This is a genomic window from Phyllobacterium sp. UNC302MFCol5.2 (assembly GCF_000686005.1).
Lineage (GTDB): Bacteria > Pseudomonadota > Alphaproteobacteria > Rhizobiales > Rhizobiaceae > Phyllobacterium > Phyllobacterium pellucidum.
Map to the genome: position 1 here is coordinate 89,068 of NZ_JMLL01000017.1, position 18,842 is coordinate 107,909.

At 60.1% G+C, this 18,842-nt stretch carries 16 protein-coding genes and 1 tRNA gene; 7 read left to right on the forward strand and 10 right to left on the reverse strand.

Annotated elements, in window-relative coordinates:
- Positions 1–3: 3 nt before the first annotated feature.
- The 3 genes from BR48_RS0121705 to BR48_RS0121715 form a co-directional block, all read right to left on the reverse strand.
- Positions 4–258, reverse strand: coding sequence for a GlsB/YeaQ/YmgE family stress response membrane protein (locus tag BR48_RS0121705; RefSeq protein ID WP_027233233.1), 255 nt, complete (start codon positions 256–258; stop codon positions 4–6).
- 214 nt (positions 259–472) lie between these two features.
- Entirely contained in the window at positions 473–685 is a 213-nt protein-coding gene (locus tag BR48_RS0121710) for a hypothetical protein (protein ID WP_027233234.1), read from the reverse strand.
- Positions 686–724: 39 nt separating this feature from the next.
- The gene (locus BR48_RS0121715; RefSeq protein WP_051615372.1) at positions 725–1,027 is read right to left on the reverse strand and encodes a hypothetical protein; all 303 of its coding nucleotides are present in this window, start codon (positions 1,025–1,027) and stop codon (positions 725–727) included.
- 210 nt (positions 1,028–1,237) lie between these two features.
- Here BR48_RS0121715 and BR48_RS0121720 point away from each other — a divergent pair, with 210 nt between their 5' ends.
- Together BR48_RS0121720 and BR48_RS0121725 are read left to right on the forward strand one after the other, a co-directional pair.
- Positions 1,238–1,954, forward strand: coding sequence for a response regulator transcription factor (locus tag BR48_RS0121720; protein ID WP_027233236.1), 717 nt, complete (start codon positions 1,238–1,240; stop codon positions 1,952–1,954).
- The gene (locus tag BR48_RS0121725; RefSeq protein WP_027233237.1) at positions 1,951–3,360 is read left to right on the forward strand and encodes a HAMP domain-containing sensor histidine kinase; all 1,410 of its coding nucleotides are present in this window, start codon (positions 1,951–1,953) and stop codon (positions 3,358–3,360) included. The genes BR48_RS0121720 and BR48_RS0121725 overlap by 4 nt, the downstream gene beginning before the upstream one ends.
- 18 nt (positions 3,361–3,378) lie before the next feature.
- Here BR48_RS0121725 and BR48_RS25230 read toward each other — a convergent pair whose 3' ends face one another.
- From BR48_RS25230 to BR48_RS0121745, 4 genes are all read right to left on the reverse strand, one after another.
- Entirely contained in the window at positions 3,379–3,603 is a 225-nt protein-coding gene (locus BR48_RS25230) for a hypothetical protein (RefSeq protein WP_175492280.1), read from the reverse strand.
- Positions 3,604–3,795: 192 nt separating this feature from the next.
- The gene (locus BR48_RS25235; RefSeq protein ID WP_245273678.1) at positions 3,796–5,265 is read right to left on the reverse strand and encodes a carboxypeptidase; all 1,470 of its coding nucleotides are present in this window, start codon (positions 5,263–5,265) and stop codon (positions 3,796–3,798) included.
- 205 nt (positions 5,266–5,470) lie between these two features.
- Positions 5,471–5,710, reverse strand: coding sequence for a hypothetical protein (locus tag BR48_RS0121740; RefSeq protein WP_155810950.1), 240 nt, complete (start codon positions 5,708–5,710; stop codon positions 5,471–5,473).
- A gap of 51 nt (positions 5,711–5,761) precedes the next feature.
- Positions 5,762–5,837, reverse strand: a tRNA-Lys gene (locus BR48_RS0121745).
- 272 nt (positions 5,838–6,109) lie between these two features.
- Between BR48_RS0121745 and BR48_RS0121750 the strand changes: the two genes are divergently transcribed.
- The 3 genes from BR48_RS0121750 to glmS all read left to right on the forward strand — a co-directional run bounded on the left by BR48_RS0121750 (position 6,110) and on the right by glmS (position 10,241).
- On the forward strand, positions 6,110–6,856 hold the full coding sequence (locus BR48_RS0121750) for a cytochrome c biogenesis CcdA family protein (RefSeq protein ID WP_027233239.1): 747 nt from the start codon (positions 6,110–6,112) through the stop codon (positions 6,854–6,856).
- Positions 6,857–6,946: 90 nt separating this feature from the next.
- On the forward strand, positions 6,947–8,308 hold the full coding sequence (gene glmU, locus BR48_RS0121755; RefSeq protein ID WP_027233240.1) for a bifunctional UDP-N-acetylglucosamine diphosphorylase/glucosamine-1-phosphate N-acetyltransferase GlmU: 1,362 nt from the start codon (positions 6,947–6,949) through the stop codon (positions 8,306–8,308).
- A 109-nt stretch (positions 8,309–8,417) separates the two neighbouring features.
- On the forward strand, positions 8,418–10,241 hold the full coding sequence (glmS, locus tag BR48_RS0121760; RefSeq protein ID WP_027233241.1) for a glutamine--fructose-6-phosphate transaminase (isomerizing): 1,824 nt from the start codon (positions 8,418–8,420) through the stop codon (positions 10,239–10,241).
- On the opposite strand, the gene recG is transcribed toward glmS, so the two are convergent.
- Positions 10,242–12,341 (reverse strand): ATP-dependent DNA helicase RecG, encoded by a 2,100-nt coding sequence (gene recG, locus BR48_RS0121765; protein WP_027233242.1) that lies wholly within the window; start codon positions 12,339–12,341, stop codon positions 10,242–10,244. It abuts the gene before it with no gap.
- A 210-nt stretch (positions 12,342–12,551) separates the two neighbouring features.
- Here recG and BR48_RS0121770 point away from each other — a divergent pair, with 210 nt between their 5' ends.
- Positions 12,552–12,839: a succinate dehydrogenase assembly factor 2 gene (locus tag BR48_RS0121770; RefSeq protein ID WP_027233243.1), complete on the forward strand. Its 288-nt coding sequence runs from the start codon at positions 12,552–12,554 to the stop codon at positions 12,837–12,839.
- Positions 12,840–12,846: 7 nt separating this feature from the next.
- Positions 12,847–16,347: a transcription-repair coupling factor gene (gene mfd, locus BR48_RS0121775; RefSeq protein WP_027233244.1), complete on the forward strand. Its 3,501-nt coding sequence runs from the start codon at positions 12,847–12,849 to the stop codon at positions 16,345–16,347.
- Here mfd and BR48_RS0121780 read toward each other — a convergent pair.
- Both BR48_RS0121780 and BR48_RS0121785 read right to left on the reverse strand, forming a co-directional pair.
- On the reverse strand, positions 16,344–17,015 hold the full coding sequence (locus BR48_RS0121780) for a DsbA family oxidoreductase (protein ID WP_027233245.1): 672 nt from the start codon (positions 17,013–17,015) through the stop codon (positions 16,344–16,346). The genes mfd and BR48_RS0121780 overlap by 4 nt on opposite strands.
- Before the next feature lie 9 nt (positions 17,016–17,024).
- Positions 17,025–18,749, reverse strand: a complete 1,725-nt coding sequence (locus tag BR48_RS0121785; protein ID WP_245273682.1) for an extracellular solute-binding protein — start codon at positions 18,747–18,749, stop codon at positions 17,025–17,027.
- Between the last annotated feature and the right edge of the window lie 93 nt (positions 18,750–18,842).

The window sequence follows — 18,842 nt, forward strand, 5'->3', positions numbered from 1 at the left end:
CGGTCAGGCGCGTTTGAAGGCGCGCAATATGACGAGAAGGATGATTGCGCCGATGGCGGCCGCGATGATGGCGCCGAGAATGCCGCCGCCAAGGGAAATGTTGAGGGCGGGAAACAGGTAGCCGGCAATAAAGGCGCCGATCACGCCGACGACGAGGTCGCCAACGAGGCCGAAGCCGCCGCCCCGGACAAGCTGGCTCGCGAGCCAGCCTGCGATCAAGCCCACCAGAAGAAAGATAAGAAGACCTTCTGCACCCATCTTGGAATCTCCATGAACCGGTTTCGTTGTGATGGTTCGCCAGCCCGTGGATGCTTCAGTCCATGCTTGGCAGGAGAATCACCTGCCCGATGCTACGACGGCAATCGATCTTTGCACAACGAATCTTGCCAACGTGGTAACTGGCACCAGCGGCACACAAAAATACCGGCCGCGGACTGCCACGGCCGGTATGTTATCAAATTTGCAAGCCTTCTTACTGAACGGTCGTTGCAGCCGGCTTGGCAGGTACCTTCTTCGTGGTGGTCTTGTGAACCTTCTTCACGTGATGCTTTGGCATGACCTTCTGCGTGGAGGTCGAGGCGGTTGTGCTGGCTGCGGCGGCGGCATAAGCGCCAGAGCTCAGGACGGGAGCCGAGACGGCGAGGGCGACAGCAAGACCGAGAGCAGTGTAGAGGGACTTTTTCATGGCATGAGTTTCCTTTTGAAGCGGGCTTCGTGGATGCGGTCAATCGTCGACCGGCCGCACCCCAAGCAGCTTCAACGCCTGGGCGTAATCTCTAATTCCCTGCGCCTGCTTGTTGCTCGCGCAGAAACTAGCCGCCTGCTTTTGAAGTGCTTTCGCCTTGGCCGCCCGTTTGGCCTCGGCATGTTCGGTGAGTGCGTGTTGAGTCTGTAGCTGAAGTTTGCCGCACAACTCTGTGCGGGTAAGTGTCTCATCGGCGTTCGACTGTCCGGCCGAGGCGGAGAGGACGATCCCCCCGGCGAGGATGGCGGTCGAAATGGCAGTGAAGGAGTTGAAGAAAGCCATTGCGGTGTTCCAGCATCCATTCTGCAAACAGTTGAAACCGACGCACCCTTTATCGGGCAGCACTGTTGCCCCGTTTTTTCTCGTTCGTGGTGTTTTGTTTCTGGAATGTTTCTGAAGCCACAATCCCGAAAATTTGCGTGGCTTTTCGGCGGCAACCGCGCGTAAGACTCGAAGTGCAATGTCAGGTCGGAAGGACTTTGGGAATAGAATATGAAATCCGAGCCGCACATACTGATTGTCGATGACGACGATGCGATCCGCGATCTCCTGCATGAGTTCCTCAAGAAGCGCGGTATGCAGGTCTCGGTCGCTCGTGACGGCGAGGAAATGCAGGCGGTCATGGCGCGCACTCCCATCGATATCCTTATCCTCGACGTGATGCTGCCCGGCAAAGGCGGTATGGAAATCTGCCGCGAGATCAGGATGCATTCGCGTGTGCCGATCATCATGCTGACGGCGATTGCCGAAACCACGGATCGCGTTGTCGGGCTGGAGATGGGTGCCGACGATTATGTCTCCAAGCCATTCGATCCACGGGAATTGCTGGCGCGGGTGCGGGCGGTGCTGCGCCGCCTCGAGACGCCCGGAGCAGACCGCCGCGCGGAACCCAAGATTTACAAGTTCGCTGGCTGGAGCATGGATTGTTCGCGCCGGCGCCTCGTTTCGCCAGATGAGGTGAGGGTGGAACTTACGACAGGCGAGTTCAATCTGCTTGAGGCGCTGGTGAAGAGTTCGCAGCGCATGCTCAGCCGCGATCAGTTGCAAGAGCTGGCCGGAAGCAGCACCGCCTATGGCTATGATCGCAGCGTCGACATTCTCATCAGCCGGCTAAGGCGCAAGATGGAAGACGATTCGCGATCCCCAAAGCTGATCTTGACGATCCGGGGCGGCGGTTATCAATTCGTGCCGGAAGTCACTGCCGAATGAACCGCTATCTGCCCCAGTCACTGCCAAGCTGGATATTGCTTGTCCTGATCGCCGGGCTTTTGACGTCGCAAGTCGCAACCCTTTCTATCGTCGCGCGCGACCGGGCCGAAAATACCGAAATCCTTGAGTTTTTCCGGCTGAACGAACGGGCTCATACGCTGGCTAAAGTGTTTTCCGCAGTGCCGGGGGCGCAGCGCAAGCAGCTTGTCACCGCCTTTTCGAATTCAGCCAATACGATGAGCCTGTCCGCCGAGCCGGTCGTCAAGTCGGCCATTGCCGCCGACGACAGCCTGGCGGAACTGGAAGACGTTCTTGTCGCGCAGCTCCAGGAATTCGGCGTGACCGATGCCCGCATCGGCCGTGTGCTCGCACAGGTTCCGACTGGACAACTTGCCGATACCAACGCGCCGGACGATCCCGACGCCGGCCTTATCGAGCGTCAACTCTCGGATATTGCCGAGGACTTGAGCCAGAGCGACGGCCTCGCCGCATCGATACGTTTCAACGATGGTCAATGGCTGAACTTCGTCACGCCCATTACGCCGCCCCATCCGATATTTTCGGGTCAGTCATTGCCGCTCTTCGGCGGCGTTGCCGCGGCGGTCATCGGCATGTCGATATGGGCGACGCGGCGGCTCACTGCACCCTACCGTGCCCTTGAGCGGGCCGTGAAGCGCATTGGAGAGGATGTGAAGGCGCCGCCGCTGCCGGTGATCGGCAGCAGCGAATACAAATCAGCGGCGAGGGCGGTCAACACGATGCAGGCCCAGTTGCGCGCCTACGTAGCGGACCGCGAGCAGCTTGCGGCGGCGCTTGCCCATGATCTGCGCACGCCCTTGACCCGCATCCGGCTGCGGCTCGAATTGCTGCGAAACGCACCGGTTCGCCAGCAGATTGCCCATGATCTCAATGATATCGAAGGGATAGCCCGGTCGGTCATAGACTTTGCCAGCTATGAGATCGTTGACGAGGCGCCGGAAAAAATCGACTTCTGGTCCCTCGTCGATGCGATTGCCGACAATTATTCGCAAGTCGCGTTCGAAACGCCGGTCTCACGCGCATTTATCTGTTCGGGGCGTCCCATGGCGCTGCGCCGATGCGTGACCAATCTCATCGACAATGCGGTGACCTACGGCAGCAAGGCGCACCTTGATCTAGCGCAGCGGGATGGCGACATCGTCCTCACGATCCGGGATGAAGGCCCCGGTATCCCGGCGGAGAAACTCGACGAGGTGTTCCAGCCATTTCGCAGGGTCGAGACGTCCCGCAATCGCCAGACAGGCGGATTTGGTCTCGGGCTGACCATAGCGCGCAATATCGCGCGACGCAGCGGCGGTGACATTACGCTTGCAAATGATCCTGCCGGGGGTCTGCGCGCGGAGTTGCGTATTCCTCGCGCTGCCTGAAGCGAAGGGGCAAATCCGTCAATGCGATGTCATGAAGGCCTTGCGGATCTCGAACAGCGCCTTGGCGATGGCAATGTCGGCTTCCGAGCCTGCATTTTCCGCCGTCGTCTCGACGAGTTGTTCTCCAAGTTCGGAGAGCGCGAGGGCGACATCATACTGGTCCCAGCCGGCGCTTAGGGCCTGGCTTACAAGATCCTCAAATCCGGCACGGAGCGCTGCCTTGCATTCGGCAGCCTGGCTCAACGGATCGTCGGTTCTTTTGGGCGGCGAAATAGTCATGGCGCTGATAGTAAAGGCGAATCGGCGACAGGCAATCCGGCAGAAAGTGGTAGGTCCTGTTCGATTGGATTAAGTAGTGCCCGGCAACGCGTAGTCGCCGCAATAAATACACCGCGTAGGAAAACGGCCGGGGGAGGCGCGCGATTTAGATCGTCACTACTCCCCTTGCACCTTTTCGAGGCTTGATGAGTAGAATGCCCGCGCATCGGCGCTCAGCGCCTGCCTTGAACCGGTGCGCGTGTAGAACATGTGGCCGCCGCGGTAGAGCTTGAGCTCCACCCTTCCTGCGCTCAGCGTCGCCGGCAGGTGATCTATGACGTATTTGTTGATCCCGTAAGGCGTGAGCGCATCGCTGTAGCCGTGGGCCACGAGCAGGCGAAACGACGGGATGACCGACAGAAGTTCGCGTATGTCGCCTGCCGCGCTTGCCCGCGTGCGGCCGCCGCCGTTCTCGTTCTGGCTCCATTTCCACTTTTCGTTGACGTTGTTGGCGAGCAGATTGTAGGTGAGCTCAGTCTTGAAGCCGAGTTCGTTGCGGGCGTAGCTTGAAAAGGCTGCGCCATAGGCACGGGTAAAACCATCGAGAACCGGGTCACCCCCCTCTTCGGAGTCGGATTCAGGATAAGGGTCCGGAGCTGCGAGCGACGCATCATAGCGGCTGACGACTTCGGACGAGGCGCTTTTCGAGTTTTTGACATAGACGTCGGTGAGAAAGCCGCGGGCGCGCGTCACCAGCGCTTCGGGTATGCCGGTCATCTGCGCGATTCGGGCATAGAGGTTTTTTGCGGCATCGCCCGAGGGTTCCGGTCCGGAAAGGGCGACGAGATAGTCGGTCATTGCAAATTTTTCGGCCTCTGCAACAGCGGCCGGATCGAAGGCGTTCTTGCGCTCAAGCTCGCCGGCGGCAAGGGAGGGCAATTGCAGCGCCGCCCATAGCGGATAGCGCCGATCGCCGAAGAGGAGATTTCCCTCGATGAGCGGCGACAGCATTACGATGCCTGATACCAGTATGCCCTGACTGTCCTTCAGCCGCGTCGCGACCTTTGCGGCGCGAAAACCGCCATAGCTTTCGCCAAGTATGAATTTCGGCACGGCCATGCGATCATTCTGCGCAACGTAAAGCGCGATCGCCTTGGCGATACTGTCGGCGTCTTCGCCGATCCCGTAAAAGTCAGCAGCGACTTTGTCGTTGCTGGCGCGGCTCCATCCTGTTCCCACCGGATCGATCAGGACGAGATCGGTGAAGGCAAGCCAGCTGTCCGGATTGTCGGTAAGAGCCGGACTGGTGCCGCCTTCGCCATGCGGCCCGAACTCCAGAATGCGCGGTCCTACCAATCCAAGGTGAAGGTATGCGGAAGCTGCGCCCGGTCCGCCATTGAAGGCAAAGGTGATTGGCCGGCCGGGCGTGCGGTCGCGCGCGGCATAGGCGGTGTAGAACATCTTCGCCATCGGTTTGCCATCCTGCCCATAAAGGACAAGCGTACCCGCGGTCGCTGTATAGGGCAGGTCGCCCGTCGCGGTTTTCAGGACGTGCTCGGTTACTGAATTTGCCGGAAGCAGGCCGAGGATGCCTGAACCGGCCGCGGCAGTGCCTACATCCGGGGAAGTATCGGCGTTGCTGGAAATATCGGTCTGGGTGCCATGGGGCGCATGGTCCTGCGAGGCGGCGGGTGTTGCCAGAAACAGCGACGCAAGTGCTAGGCACAAAAGAAAACGTTGGAGATACAATGGCTTCGTCCTTTGAAAACAGAAATACATGGCGAGTGTATTGCTGTTGATCGGCAGGAGGAAACTCAAACTAAATTGATCCCGGCCAGATGGCGCGAGTTCGCTATAGCAAACTTTCGCTGCCGAACTCGCGGCTATATTGCTCCTGGGTGATCTCCTGCACGGTGCAGGCCTTGTATTCCGGCGTATCGAGCCCGAAGCCCCGGGCGATGCATTTGCGCTCCACCGCGCCGGCAAGCTGCCCCAACCGCCCGTGGGACATTTGCTCCAGCGACGGCCGGCTCGCGCAACCGGTGAGAGCGAAGACGCCGAGCAGCGCAAGCATGATAGCGTTGGCTTTCATGCGGCGAGGGTGGCGAAAAGGGGTGAATGAAGGGTTAAGTTAATTTGATGTTGGTGAGCGCGCAGGGATTCGAACCCTGGACCTACTGATTAAAAGTCAGTTGCTCTACCGGCTGAGCTACGCGCTCCCAAAACGAGGCGCGTTCAATCGCCTCGGGAAGTGCGGCGGAACATAGGGGCGGGACGGCGATCGGTCAACAACTAACATGCAGATAACTTGCGGAAAAAAGCCTTGTTTTTGCGGGATTCGCTGCTTTTGCGGCGCGTTGTGATCTTTGAACCCGCGAGCGAAACCGCAAGGGTTTGCCAATCATGGCGAAACTGGCGAAAAGGTGATTGGCCTTCGCAGGGGATTCGGCATAATCCGCGCCCAACGAAATGCCATTTTCAAGGAGCGCGCATGGCGCTTGATGTTTCCTACCTGACGGCTATCGGCGCCGGCGCCCTGTCTTTCCTTTCGCCCTGCGTGCTGCCACTCGTCCCGCCCTATCTTTGCTACATGGCGGGCGTGACGGTTGAAGATTTCCGTTCGGGTTCGCCGCAGGCGCGCATTTCGCCGGTGCGGCAGGCGCTGCTCATGTCTTCGCTGGCCTTCGTCCTTGGCTTTACCACCGTGTTCGTTCTGCTCGGAGCCGGCGCTTCGACCATCGGCGGCTTTTTGCGCATGTGGCAGCAGGAGATCGCCATCGCCGCCGGCATCGTCATCATCCTGATGGGCCTGAATTTCCTCGGTGTCTTCAAGCTTGCTTTCCTTTCGCGCGAGGCGCGATTCCAGACGCAGGGCAAGCCAGCCAATCCGCTTTCGGCCTATGTCATGGGCCTCGCTTTTGCCTTCGGCTGGACACCTTGCATCGGTCCGGTGCTGGGGCCGATCCTCGCCCTTGCCGGCGCGCGCGATACGGTCGCCGACGGCGCAATTCTGCTTGCCGTCTACTCGCTCGGCCTCGGCATTCCCTTTATCGTCGCCGCGCTGTTTTCGGGCCTGTTCATGAAGTTTCTTGGCCGCTTTCGCATGCATCTCGGCAAGGTCGAAAAGGTGATGGGCGGGCTTCTCGTCGTCACGGGCATTCTTTTCCTGACCGGAGGACTGCAGACTTTCTCGTTCTGGCTGCTTGAAACATTTCCCATCCTCGGCCAACTCGGCTAAAGGTGCTTCAAATGTTCATTCAAATGGCGAAAGGGCCCGTGCCGGATCAGGCATGAGAATGCCCGGCCAAAACTGATCTGGAAGTCCGACATGACATCACGCTCCTGCCTCACCGTCATTCTCGCTGCCGGCGAGGGCACCCGCATGAAATCAGAACTGCCGAAGGTCCTGCACATGATCGCGGGCCTGCCGATCGTGGCGCATGTGGCCAAGGCGGTCACGGGGGCTGGCGGCAGCGACATTGCGCTCGTCGTTGGCAAGGGCGCCGAAAAGGTGGAAGCTGCGGTGCGCGCGATAGCGCCGAATGTCACAGTGCACGAGCAGACCGAGCGGCTTGGCACCGCCCATGCAGTTCTGGCGGCGCGCGACGCAATCGCGCGCGGTTACGATGATGTGCTTGTCGTCTTCGGCGATACGCCGCTCATCGAAACGGCGGCTTTGGCGCAGGCGCGGGCCAAGCTTGCCAACGGCGCCGATGTCGTCGTCATGGGCTTCCGTCCGGCTGCACCGAACGGCTATGGCCGGCTCATCGAAAAGGACGGCCGTCTCGTTGCGATTCGCGAGGAGAAGGACGCGAGCGCCGAGGAAAAGCAGATCGGCCTGTGCAATGGCGGGCTGATGGCGCTGCGCGGCAAGAGCGCGCTCAACCTGCTGGACCGGATCACCAACAACAATGCCAAAGGCGAATACTATCTGACCGATGTGGTCGAGATCGCCAATGCCGGTGGCCAGAGCGTCGTTGCCATCGAGATTTCTCCGGACAATGTCATCGGCATCAATACGCGTGCCGAACTCGCGGAGGCCGAAGCCATCTGGCAGAACCGCAAGCGCCGCGACATGATGATGGCCGGCGTGACGATGCATGCGCCGGAAACAGTGTTCTTCTCGCACGACACGCTGGTCGAGTCCGACGCCATCCTTGAACCCAACATCGTTTTCGGGCCCGGGGTAACAGTGGCGCGGGGCGCGGTTATCCATGCGTTCTGCTATTTCGAGGGCGCGAAAATCGGCGCGAATGCCAATGTCGGTCCATTCGCACGGCTGCGCCCCGGTGCCGATCTTGCGGAAAAATCCAAGGTCGGCAATTTCGTCGAGGTGAAGAATGCCATGGTCGGTATCGGCGCCAAGGTCAATCATCTGACTTACATCGGCGATGCGACGATCGGCGCAGCGGCCAATATCGGCGCGGGGGCGATTACCTGCAACTATGACGGCTACAATAAACATTTGACGGAGATCGGGGCCAACGTCTTCGTCGGGTCCAATACCTCATTGGTGGCACCGGTCAAGATCGGCGATAATGCTTATGTCGCATCGGGCAGCGTGATTACGGCAAATGTGCCGGCAGATGCCCTCGCTTTCGGGCGCGCGCGCCAGGAAATCAAGGAAGGACGCGCGATCGAACTGCGTGCCCGCTATGCCGCCGCGAAATTAGCCAAGAAGGCTGACTAGATCGCATTCCATTGTTCGTGCAAGATTGCGCAACGGAAATTGACTTCCGGCCAGGGCGATTCCGCCCTAAGGCAGGAACATAAAAAAGCTTGGGGCATCGGAGTTTTGCATGTGCGGGATCGTTGGAATTATCGGCCGGGAGCAGGTTGCGCCGCTGCTCGTGGACGCGCTGAAGCGGCTTGAATATCGCGGATATGATTCTGCCGGTGTCGCGACCCTCAACAATGGTGTCCTCGACCGCCGCCGCGCCGAGGGCAAGCTCGCCAATCTCGACAAGCTCCTGAAAGAGCAACCGCTCGCCGGCACGATCGGCCTCGGACATACCCGCTGGGCGACCCATGGTGCGCCGACCGTGCGCAATGCGCACCCGCATACAACGCCGCGCCTCGCCGTCATCCATAACGGCATCATCGAGAACTTTGCCGAACTGCGGACCATGCTCGAATCCGACGGCTATAAGTTCGAGACCGAGACCGACACGGAAACCGTCGCGCATCTGGTGACGCGCGCGCTCGACCGCGGGCTGTCGCCCATCGATGCAGTACGCCAGACCTTGCCGCAGCTGCGCGGCGCCTTTGCCATTGCCATCATGTTCAAGGGCGAGGAGGATCTTCTAGTTGCCGCCCGCAATGGCCCACCGCTTGCGGTCGGGTATGGCGACGGCGAAATGTATCTGGGCTCGGACGCGATTGCGCTTGCCCCGTTTACCGACAATCTCTCCTACCTTGAGGACGGCGATTGGGCCGTCCTGACGCGCGAAGGCGTCGTGATCTACGATGAGACGGGCATGGAGGTCGAACGCCCGGTTCAGAAGTCGGCGGGGACCGCGTTCCTGGTCAGCAAGGGCAATCACCGCCATTTCATGGAAAAGGAAATCCATGAACAGCCGGAGGTGATTTCGCATACCCTTGCCAATTATCTCGATTTCGCCAAGGGAACCGTTCGCACCGATGCAACGCCCCTCGATTTCAGCAAGGTGGACCGCATCGCGGCATCTGCCTGCGGTACCGCATTTTATGCCGGCCTCATCGGCAAATACTGGTTCGAACGCATCGCGCGGCTCCCGGTCGATATCGATGTCGCTTCCGAGTTTCGCTATCGCGAGATGCCGCTGTCGAAGGACAGCCTTGCGCTCTTCGTCTCGCAATCGGGCGAGACCGCCGATACGCTCGCCTCGCTGCGCTACTGCAAGCAGCAGGGGCTGAAGATCGGCACGATCGTCAATGTCCGCGAATCGACGATGGCGCGCGAATCGAACACGGTGTTCCCGACGCTCGCCGGTCCTGAGGTCGGCGTCGCATCGACCAAGGCTTTCACCTGCCAATTGGCGGTTCTGGCATCACTCGCAGTCGCCGCCGCCAAGATGCGAGGCACGATCGACGAGCAGGAAGAACGCCAGCTAGTGCGCGAGCTTTCGGAAATTCCGCGCTATGCCAATCACGCGCTGCGCCTCGAAGAACAGATGGAGACGATCAGCCGTGACCTCAGCCAGGTCAAGCATGTGCTCTACCTTGGCCGTGGCACCAGCTACCCGCTTGCGCTCGAAGGCGCGCTGAAGCTCAAGGAAATTTCCTACATCCATGCAGAAGGCTATGCGGCGGGTGAATTGAAACACGGGCCTATCGCACTGATCGACGAATCGATGCCGGTCATCGTCATTGCGCCGTATGACCATTGGTTCGAGAAAACGGTTTCGAACATGCAGGAGGTCGCGGCGCGCGGCGGCAAGATCATCCTGATCACCGACGAGAAGGGCGCGGCGGCGAGCACATTGAACACGCTGCATACGATCGTGCTGCCGGACATGCCGGAAATCATCGCCCCGATCATCTATGCGCTGCCGATCCAGATGCTGGCATATCATACGGCGGTGTTCATGGGGACCGACGTCGACCAGCCACGCAACCTTGCAAAATCCGTAACGGTCGAATAGTTAGCCGGCGCGCAAAAGCCTGACAGCCTCGTCGCGCTCGAAGAGATAAAGCAGTATGTGCAGCGCCTTGCCGCGCTCGCTCTGCAATTCGGGATCGCGCGCAAGAATATAGCGCGCATCCTTGCGGGCAATCTCCAGGAACTCCTGATGCGCCTCGATGCTGGCGAGGCGGAAGCCGGGCGTACCGGATTGGCGCGTGCCAAGAAGCTCGCCTTCACCACGCAGCTTCAGATCTTCCTCGGCAATGCGAAATCCGTCTTCCGTTTCGCGCATGATCTTGAGCCGCGCCTGCGCCACTTCGCCGAGCGGCCCCTTGTAGAGCAGGAGGCAGGTCGAGGGCTTGTCGCCACGGCCGACCCGGCCGCGCAATTGGTGCAGCTGGGCAAGGCCGAAGCGCTCGGCATGCTCGATGACAATGATGGTGGCGTCCGGCACGTCGACGCCAACCTCGATCACCGTTGTGGCAACGAGAAGCCGGGTATCGCCATTCTTGAACGCCAGCATGGCAGCGTCTTTCTCTGGACCGCTCATCCGGCCGTGCACCAGGCCGATCTTGCTGCCAAGCAGGGGCTTCAGCGATTCGAACCGCTCTTCGGCCGAGACAAGGTCGACGACCTCCGATTCTTCGACGAGCGGACAGATCCAGTAGATCTTCTGGCCGTCGGCAATGGCACTCCGCATGCGCTCGACAAGGTCGCTCAACCGGTCCATCGGCAGGATCGCAGTGGTGATCGGCCGCCGGCCCGCCGGCTTTTCCGTGAGTTTCGATACGTCCATATCGCCAAACGCGGTGAGGACGAGGGTGCGGGGTATGGGGGTTGCAGTCATCACCAGCATGTCCGGCGCGTCACCCTTGGAGGTGAGGAGCAGGCGTTGATGAACGCCAAACCGGTGCTGCTCATCGACAATGACGAGGACAAGGTCGCGGTACGAGACTTTTTCCTGGAAGAGGGCATGCGTGCCGACAACGATATTGATCGCCCCGGAACGCAGTCCTTCGAGAACGTCCTCGCGTTCACGGCCCTTTTCGCGCCCCGTGAGAAGAGCAACGCGCAGCCCGGCCTTCTCGGCGAGGGGCGCTATCGTAGCGTAATGCTGGCGCGCCAGGACTTCGGTCGGCACCATCAGGGCCGACTGGCCTCCGGCTTCCGCCGCATGCGCCATCGACAGCAGGCCTACGACCGTCTTGCCGGAACCGACATCGCCTTGCAACAGGCGTAACATGCGATCGGGCTGGCGCAGATCCGCGATGATTTCCTTGATAGCCTCAGATTGGCTGTTGGTCAGCGAATAGGGCAATGCGGCAATGATCCGCGCCTTGATCTCGCCATTGCCCTCGAGCTTGCGACCGGAAAGGCGCTTTACTCTTAGCCGCACAAGCGCGAGCGCCAGCTGGCCCGCGAGAAACTCATCATAGGCAAGACGCTGGCGGGCCGGGCTGTCGAGCGCGATGTCTGCCGGATCGGCCGGCCCGTGCATGATCCGCAGCGCTTCGCGATGTAACGGAAGCCGGTGGGCGGCAAGAACCGGCGCGTCGATCCATTCCGGCAGCTCCGGCACTTTGGTCAGGGCATCCTCTACGCCGCGCGCCAGAACTTTGGACGAGAGCCCGGCGGTCAAGGGATAGACAGGTTCAACGAGCGGCAGCGACGCGGCGTCGTCGAGGCGGGCGATATGGTCGGGATGGACCATGGTCGGCCGTCCGTTGAACCACTCCATCTTGCCCGAAACGATCACCGTTTCCCCGACAGGCATCGCCTTTTCGAGCCAGGCCTGCTTGGCGTGAAAGAATGTCAGCCCGATCTCCCCCGTATCGTCATGCGCATAAACCCGGTAAGGCGCATTGCTGCGTCCGCCGGGCAAGTGGCGGTCGATACGCACCTCAAGAGTGACAATGGCCCCCTCGGGCGCATGGGCTATGCCGGGCCGATGGCGCCGGTCTATGACGCTGTGCGGTGGAAGGTAGACAAGATTGGCGACGCGCGGGTCCTGACCGGGCGGCGTGCCGAGCAGGGTTGCGAGCAAGCCGGTTACCTTCGGGCCGATGCCGGAAAGTGTGCGAACCGAAGCAAAGAGGGGATCGAGCAGGGATGGGCGCATGGCAAAGGTCTAGAATGTTTCGGGTTTGGAGACCAGTCTCGTTGCTGCGTCTCCGTTGTTATGGGGGGCCTTATCCCGAGTATCCATTCGCGGAACGGGCGACCGTACCGGATTATTGGCAGCACATTGCATGAGCAAGGCTGACACGGCCGCCGGATGCGGCTATACCCTCGCCAAAACGCGCCCACTGGTCTGAACACGGAGCCGATCATGACAGGAAGCAGTCGCACCACCGCCGACCTGCCGCCGCGACAGCGCAAGCTGTTGTTCCGGTCGTGGCACAGGGGCATGCGCGAAATGGACCTGATCCTCGGGCAATTCGCCGACGTCCATATCGAGACCTTGTCAGAACGCGAACTTGACCAATATGAAGCACTCATGGAAGCTTTGGATCGCGATCTTTTGAAATGGGTCACGGGCGAAGCCGATGTTCCTGCCGAATTCGATACGCACATCTTCCACAAGATCGTCGCGTCCCGCAAAGAGATGAAATTCTGAAAATTCAATGACTGCGTTTTCCAAGCTTGGATTGAAGCCCGGTACAGCGGGCCATGTCGTTGTCGACGGTGTCGTCGATGGCTATGAGGCATTTGCACTGGCCAAGGTCGTCGCCGAGGCCGGGGCAGGCGGCCCGGTGCTTTTCATCGCCCGTGATGGACAGCGCGTTGCCGATCTTGAACAGGTCCTGAGTTTTGTCGCGCCTGAGCTCCCCGTGCTGCAATTGCCCGCCTGGGACTGCTTGCCCTATGACCGCGTCTCTCCGGGCGCCGATACATCGGCACGCCGCCTTGCGGCCCTTGCAGGTCTTGCCGCCTTGCGCGAACACAAGCATCCCGGCGTCATCCTCGCCACAGCCAATGCGATGCTGCAAAAGCTTCCGCCGCGCAAGGTGCTGGCGCAGCAGCTCTTCATGGCCAGGCCCGGCAATAGAATCGACATGAACGCGCTCGTGCAGCGTCTTGAAAATAATGGGTTTGAGCGCGTACCAACGGTTCGCGACGTCGGCGAATACGCGGTACGGGGCGGCATTCTCGATCTCTTCGCCCCCGGCGCCGAAGCACCCCTGAGGCTCGATTTTTTTGGCGATACACTGGAGACGATCCGTGCTTTCGATCCGGCAACGCAGCGGACGCTGAGCCAGAAGACCGAGTTCACCATGCAGCCGATGAGCGAAATTACGCTCTCGCCCGAAGTGATCAGCCATTTCCGCTCGCAATATGTACAGACGTTCGGTGCGCCTTCGCGTGATGACGCACTCTACCAGTCCATATCCGAGGGGCGCCGTTTTGCCGGAATGGAACACTGGCTGCCGATGTTCTACGACAAGCTGGAAACCGTGTTCGACCATACCGGCGACATGCCGGTCGTCTTCGATCATCTTGCACATGAATCCATGGCCGAGCGCCACAAGATGGTCCTGGACCATTTTGAAGCGCGCAGGCGTCAATCGGACGGCAAGGAGCCTGGCGACGCGGTACCCTACAAGCCTGTCGCGCCGGGCCTACTCTATCTGACGCCGGAAGCGGTGGAGGTAGCGGCGCAGACGTCCGGCATGCGCATCGATTTCACGCCCTTCGATGCGCCGTTTGCCAGCGGCCGGTCCATCGTCCATGCCGGAGCCCATCGCGGGCGGACGTTCGTCGAGGAGCGGACCGCCAAGGATACCAATGTCTTCGACAGCGTGGTGAAACATATCGCGGACGAGCGCGCGGCGGGCAAGAAGGTGCTGCTTGCGGCCTGGAGCGAGGGCACGCGCGATCGCCTCGTCCAGGTGCTCAACGAACATGGCCTCGAAAAGATTGAGCTTGTCGACGATCTGAGGACGGTCAAGGCTCTGTCGCGCGACAAGATCACCGCCGGCGTGCTGTCGCTGGAGACCGGTTTCGACGCCGGCGAACTCGTCGTTATTGCGGAACAGGACATTCTAGGCGACCGGCTCATTCGACATTCGAAGCGGCGCAAGCGCGACCGCGACTTCATCAGCGAAGTATCCGCGCTCAATGCCGGCGATATCGTGGTGCACGTGGATCACGGCATCGGCCGGTTTATCGGCTTGCGCACCATCACTGCCGCCGGCGCCCCGCACGACTGCCTGGAATTGCACTATGCCGGGGACGACCGGCTGTTTCTTCCGGTCGAAAATATCGAGCTGTTGTCGAGGTTTGGCTCGGAATCCTCAACCGCCATCCTCGACAAGCTTGGCGGTGGTGCGTGGCAGGCGCGCAAGGCAAAACTCAAAAAGCGGTTGCTCGACATTGCCGGCCATCTCATCAAGATCGCCGCTGAACGGCAGATGCGGGGCGCACCTGTCCTCACGCCGCCGGATGGGCTCTACGGCGAATTTGCTGCCCGGTTCCCCTATGACGAGACTGAAGATCAGGACCGCGCCATCGATGCGGTCATCGATGATCTGGCCCTCGGTAAGCCGATGGATCGCCTCGTATGCGGTGATGTCGGCTTCGGCAAAACGGAAGTAGCGCTGCGCGCCGCCTTCGTAGCCGCGCTGAACGGCGTTCAAGTGGCTGTCGTGGTTCCCACGACTTTGCTTTCCCGCCAGCATTTCAAGACGTTTTCCAACCGGTTTCAGGGGCTCCCCGTCAATGTGGCGCAGGCATCGCGGCTGGTCGGCTCCAAGGAGCTTGCGGAGAACAAGAAGGGCATCGCCGAGGGAAAGGTCGATATCGCGGTCGGTACCCACGCGCTGCTCGGACAAGGTATAACGTTCAAGAACCTTGGTTTGCTGATCATCGACGAGGAGCAGCATTTCGGCGTCAAGCACAAGGAACGGCTCAAGGAACTGAAGTCGGACGTGCATGTGCTGACCCTTTCGGCAACGCCCATCCCGCGCACGCTGCAGCTGGCGCTGACCGGCGTTCGCGAATTGTCGCTTATCACGACGCCGCCTGTCGACCGCATGGCGGTGCGCACCTTTGTTTCGCCTTTCGATCCACTCGTCATCCGCGAAACGTTGCTGCGCGAGCGCTATCGTGGGGGCCAGAGCTTCTATGTATGCCCGCGCATATCGGATCTTGCCGAAATCAAGGAGTTCCTCGACGCGCAGGTGCCGGAACTGAAGGTCGCCGTCGCTCACGGCCAGATGGCGCCGGGCGAACTCGACGACATCATGAACGCCTTCTACGACGGCCAGTATGATGTGCTCCTGTCGACCACGATCGTCGAGTCCGGTCTCGATATCCCGACGGCCAATACGATGATCATCCACCGCGCCGACATGTTCGGCCTCTCGCAGCTCTATCAGCTGCGTGGCCGCGTCGGCCGCTCGAAGCAGCGGGCCTATGCACTGTTCACGCTGCCCGCGCACAAATTGCTGACGCAGACGGCCGAGCGCCGCCTGAAGGTACTGCAGTCGCTCGATACGCTCGGCGCGGGCTTCCAGCTTGCCAGCCACGACATGGATATCCGCGGCGCCGGCAATCTTCTGGGCGAAGAACAATCGGGCCATATCCGTGAGGTCGGGTTCGAGCTTTACCAGCAGATGCTGGAAGAAGCGGTCGCCGAGATCAAGGGAACGGGCGAAATAGAAGACAGCCATTGGTCGCCGCAGATATCCGTTGGCACGGCGGTGATGATTCCCGAAGCCTATGTGCCGGATCTGCAGTTGCGCCTCGGCCTTTATCGCCGTCTCGCAGATCTCGAGGAACTGCAGGATATTGACGGTTTTGGCGCCGAATTGATCGACCGGTTCGGCCCATTGCCCGAGGAAGTGCAGCACCTCCTGAAGATCGTCTATATCAAGGCGCTGTGCCGGCGCGCCAATGTCGACAAGCTCGATGCCGGCCCGAAGGGTGTGGTGATCCAGTTCCGCAACAAGACGTTCAACAATCCCGCAGCCTTGGTCAAGATGATCGGCGAGCAGGGCTCCATGGCGAAGATCAGGCCAGATCAGAGCATCGTGCTCGTGCGCGACTGGCCGACGGCGGAAAAGCGGCTGAACGGCGCTGCGGTGGTCATGACACAACTTGCGAAACTGGCGGACGCCGCCTAGGCGGCTCCGCTTCCAGGCTCGAAACCGTCCGCCGTCTGGCGGATCGCGTCGGCCAACGTCTCGGCCGATTGCGCGCCCATCACCGCATATTTCTGGTCGAGGATGAAGCAGGGAACACCGCGCACGCCAATCTGGTTCGCCGTATCGATCTCCTGCCTTACACCAACCGCATCGGCATCCGTTGGCAGGAGGCTCGCGACGATGGCAACATCCATGCCAGCCTCTGCAGCGGCATCAAGCAGAACCTCGGCGTCGCCAATATCCTTGCCTTGCTCGAAATAGTAGGAAAACAGGATGCCGACGAGCGTGTCCTGGACATTCGGCTGAGCTTGCGATGCCCAGCGGATCAGGCGGTGCGCGTCGAGCGTATTGGGGCTTATCTCGATCGAATCGAAGTCGAACTCAATGCCGACCTCCTTGCCGAGTTCAGTAAGCTGTTGATGGATCTCGAAGATCCGGTCCGAGCTGCCGAACTTTTCCTGCATGTAACGCTTGCGGTCCTTGCCTTGCGGCGGGATCGTCGGATCGAGCTGGAACGGCCGCCAGTTCACCGACACATCGATGTCGGGGTTGAGCTCGAGCGCCTGTTCGAGCCGCTTTCGCCCGACGAAACACCAGGGGCAAACGACATCCGACACCACGTCTATGGTGAATTTCTTTTCGGGCATATCTTCAACCTATCGTTTGTCAGACCACCATGTGTTCAGCTGGTTTCCCACGAGGGAGGTCTTTTCGGGATGTTGCAGGTGCGACCACCGCGCAACCCATTGCTCCGGCTGATAATAGATCGGAATCATATAATGGCCGGAGATCAAAAGCCTGTCGAGAGCGCGGACCGTGCTGGTAAACTCTTCCTGTCCGCGCACCGCCAGCATCTTGTCGAGGAGGGCGTCGATGGCCGGATTGGCAACGCCGGCATAATTGAAACTGCCCTCGACATCCTTCGACTGGCTGCCCCAACGGTAAAATTGCTCATAGCCGGGTGACAGCGAACTCGCATAGGCGCCGAGTATCATGTCATAATCGAAGGTCTGCAGCCGTTTCTGGTACTGGGCGTCATCCACGGTCCTGATGGTGACGCCGATACCGAGCCGCTCAAGGGTGCGCTTATAGGCAAGGCCCAAGCGTTCCTCGCCAACGGATCGCGTCATGATTTCGAAGGTGAGGGGAGTTCCGTGTGGATCGAGCATCCGTTCGTTCTCGATCCTGTAGCCCCGCTCGGTCAGGATGTCGAAGGCACGCTTCATTTCCTTGCGGTCGCGCCCCGTGCCATCCGTTTGCGGCGGCACGTACGAACCGTCCATCACGTCCGGCTGGAGAGAATCGCCAAAGGGCGCAAGCCACTCACGCTCCATAGCATCGGCAGGGCGTCCCAGCGCCGAAAGTTCCGATCCTTGCCAATAGCTGCCGAGCCGCCGGTAACGCCCGGCATAGAGATTGCGGTTCGCCCATTCGAAATCGAACATCAGGGCCAGTGCCTGGCGAACCGCCCTATCCTGAAATTTCGGGCGGCGCGTATTGAATAGAAACCCGAACATGTTGGCAGGCGAGTGTTTTTCGAATGTATCCTTGATAACCCGGCCATCGCGTATGGCCGGGAAGTCATATGAAGTTGCCCATTTGTTGGGATCGCCCTCGAGAAAGACATCGAAAACGCCCTTCTTGAAGGCTTCGAACTGCGCCTGGTCGTTGCGGAAATATTCGACCGTCACAGCGTCGAAATTATTGAAGCCGATGCGGCTCGGCACATCCTTCCCCCAATAATCCGGATTGCGCTTGTATACGATGCGCTGACCCGGCTGCACCTGTGCGACCGTATAGGGTCCGCTCCCCACGGGTATCGATAGAGGCGAACTGTCGAACGTATCGATGTTGATGGCATGTTTGGGAAGAACTGGCATTAACGAGAGGATCAGGGGAAATTCCCGGTTGGCCTGGTCGTTGAACGTAAAGCGAATGCCGCGCTCGCCAATCTTCTCGATCTTCGAAATGAGCTTCATCCGGCCGCTGAAGGGTGGGCGGCCCTTTTTTGTCAGGAGGTCGAAGGTGAATATCACGTCGTCGGGCGTAACCGGCTCGCCATCAGACCATTTTGCTTTGGGATTCAGCGTAAATTCGACCCAGGTTCGCTCATCGTCGGTTTCGACTTTTTCAGCGAGCAGGCCATACATAGTGAACGGCTCATCGGCGTTGCGCTGCATCAGCGATTCATAGACGAGATCGCCGAACTCGCCGTCGCTGAACAGACCACGCGCATACGTCCGCATGCTCTTGACCAGAAACGGGTTGAGGCTGTCAAACGTGCCGACGACCCCATAGGTGATCGAGCCTTCCTTGGGGGCATCCGGATTGACATAGGGGAAATGCCTGTAGTCCGCGGGCAGGGCAGGTTCGCCGTGCATGGCGATTCCATGGCTCGGTTCGGCAAATGCACCGCTTGTGATACAACAAATCGTGGCAAGTATAGCCAGCGCCTGGGTAGTTTTCTTCAACAT

What these genes read in the sequence shown, in the direction of transcription:
- BR48_RS0121705 (WP_027233233.1), bottom strand. Translation starts at nt 258, where the DNA reads ATGGGTGCAGAAGGTCTTCTTATCTTTCTTCTGGTGGGCTTGATCGCA.
- BR48_RS0121710 (WP_027233234.1), bottom strand. Translation starts at nt 685, where the DNA reads ATGAAAAAGTCCCTCTACACTGCTCTCGGTCTTGCTGTCGCCCTCGCC.
- BR48_RS0121715 (WP_051615372.1), bottom strand. Translation starts at nt 1,027, where the DNA reads ATGGCTTTCTTCAACTCCTTCACTGCCATTTCGACCGCCATCCTCGCC.
- BR48_RS0121720 (WP_027233236.1), top strand. Translation starts at nt 1,238, where the DNA reads ATGAAATCCGAGCCGCACATACTGATTGTCGATGACGACGATGCGATC.
- BR48_RS0121725 (WP_027233237.1), top strand. Translation starts at nt 1,951, where the DNA reads ATGAACCGCTATCTGCCCCAGTCACTGCCAAGCTGGATATTGCTTGTC.
- BR48_RS0121740 (WP_155810950.1), bottom strand. Translation starts at nt 5,710, where the DNA reads ATGAAAGCCAACGCTATCATGCTTGCGCTGCTCGGCGTCTTCGCTCTC.
- BR48_RS0121750 (WP_027233239.1), top strand. Translation starts at nt 6,110, where the DNA reads ATGGCGCTTGATGTTTCCTACCTGACGGCTATCGGCGCCGGCGCCCTG.
- glmU (WP_027233240.1), top strand. Translation starts at nt 6,947, where the DNA reads ATGACATCACGCTCCTGCCTCACCGTCATTCTCGCTGCCGGCGAGGGC.
- glmS (WP_027233241.1), top strand. Translation starts at nt 8,418, where the DNA reads ATGTGCGGGATCGTTGGAATTATCGGCCGGGAGCAGGTTGCGCCGCTG.
- recG (WP_027233242.1), bottom strand. Translation starts at nt 12,341, where the DNA reads ATGCGCCCATCCCTGCTCGATCCCCTCTTTGCTTCGGTTCGCACACTT.
- BR48_RS0121770 (WP_027233243.1), top strand. Translation starts at nt 12,552, where the DNA reads ATGACAGGAAGCAGTCGCACCACCGCCGACCTGCCGCCGCGACAGCGC.
- mfd (WP_027233244.1), top strand. Translation starts at nt 12,847, where the DNA reads ATGACTGCGTTTTCCAAGCTTGGATTGAAGCCCGGTACAGCGGGCCAT.
- BR48_RS0121780 (WP_027233245.1), bottom strand. Translation starts at nt 17,015, where the DNA reads ATGCCCGAAAAGAAATTCACCATAGACGTGGTGTCGGATGTCGTTTGC.
- BR48_RS0121785 (WP_245273682.1), bottom strand. Translation starts at nt 18,749, where the DNA reads ATGCACGGCGAACCTGCCCTGCCCGCGGACTACAGGCATTTCCCCTAT.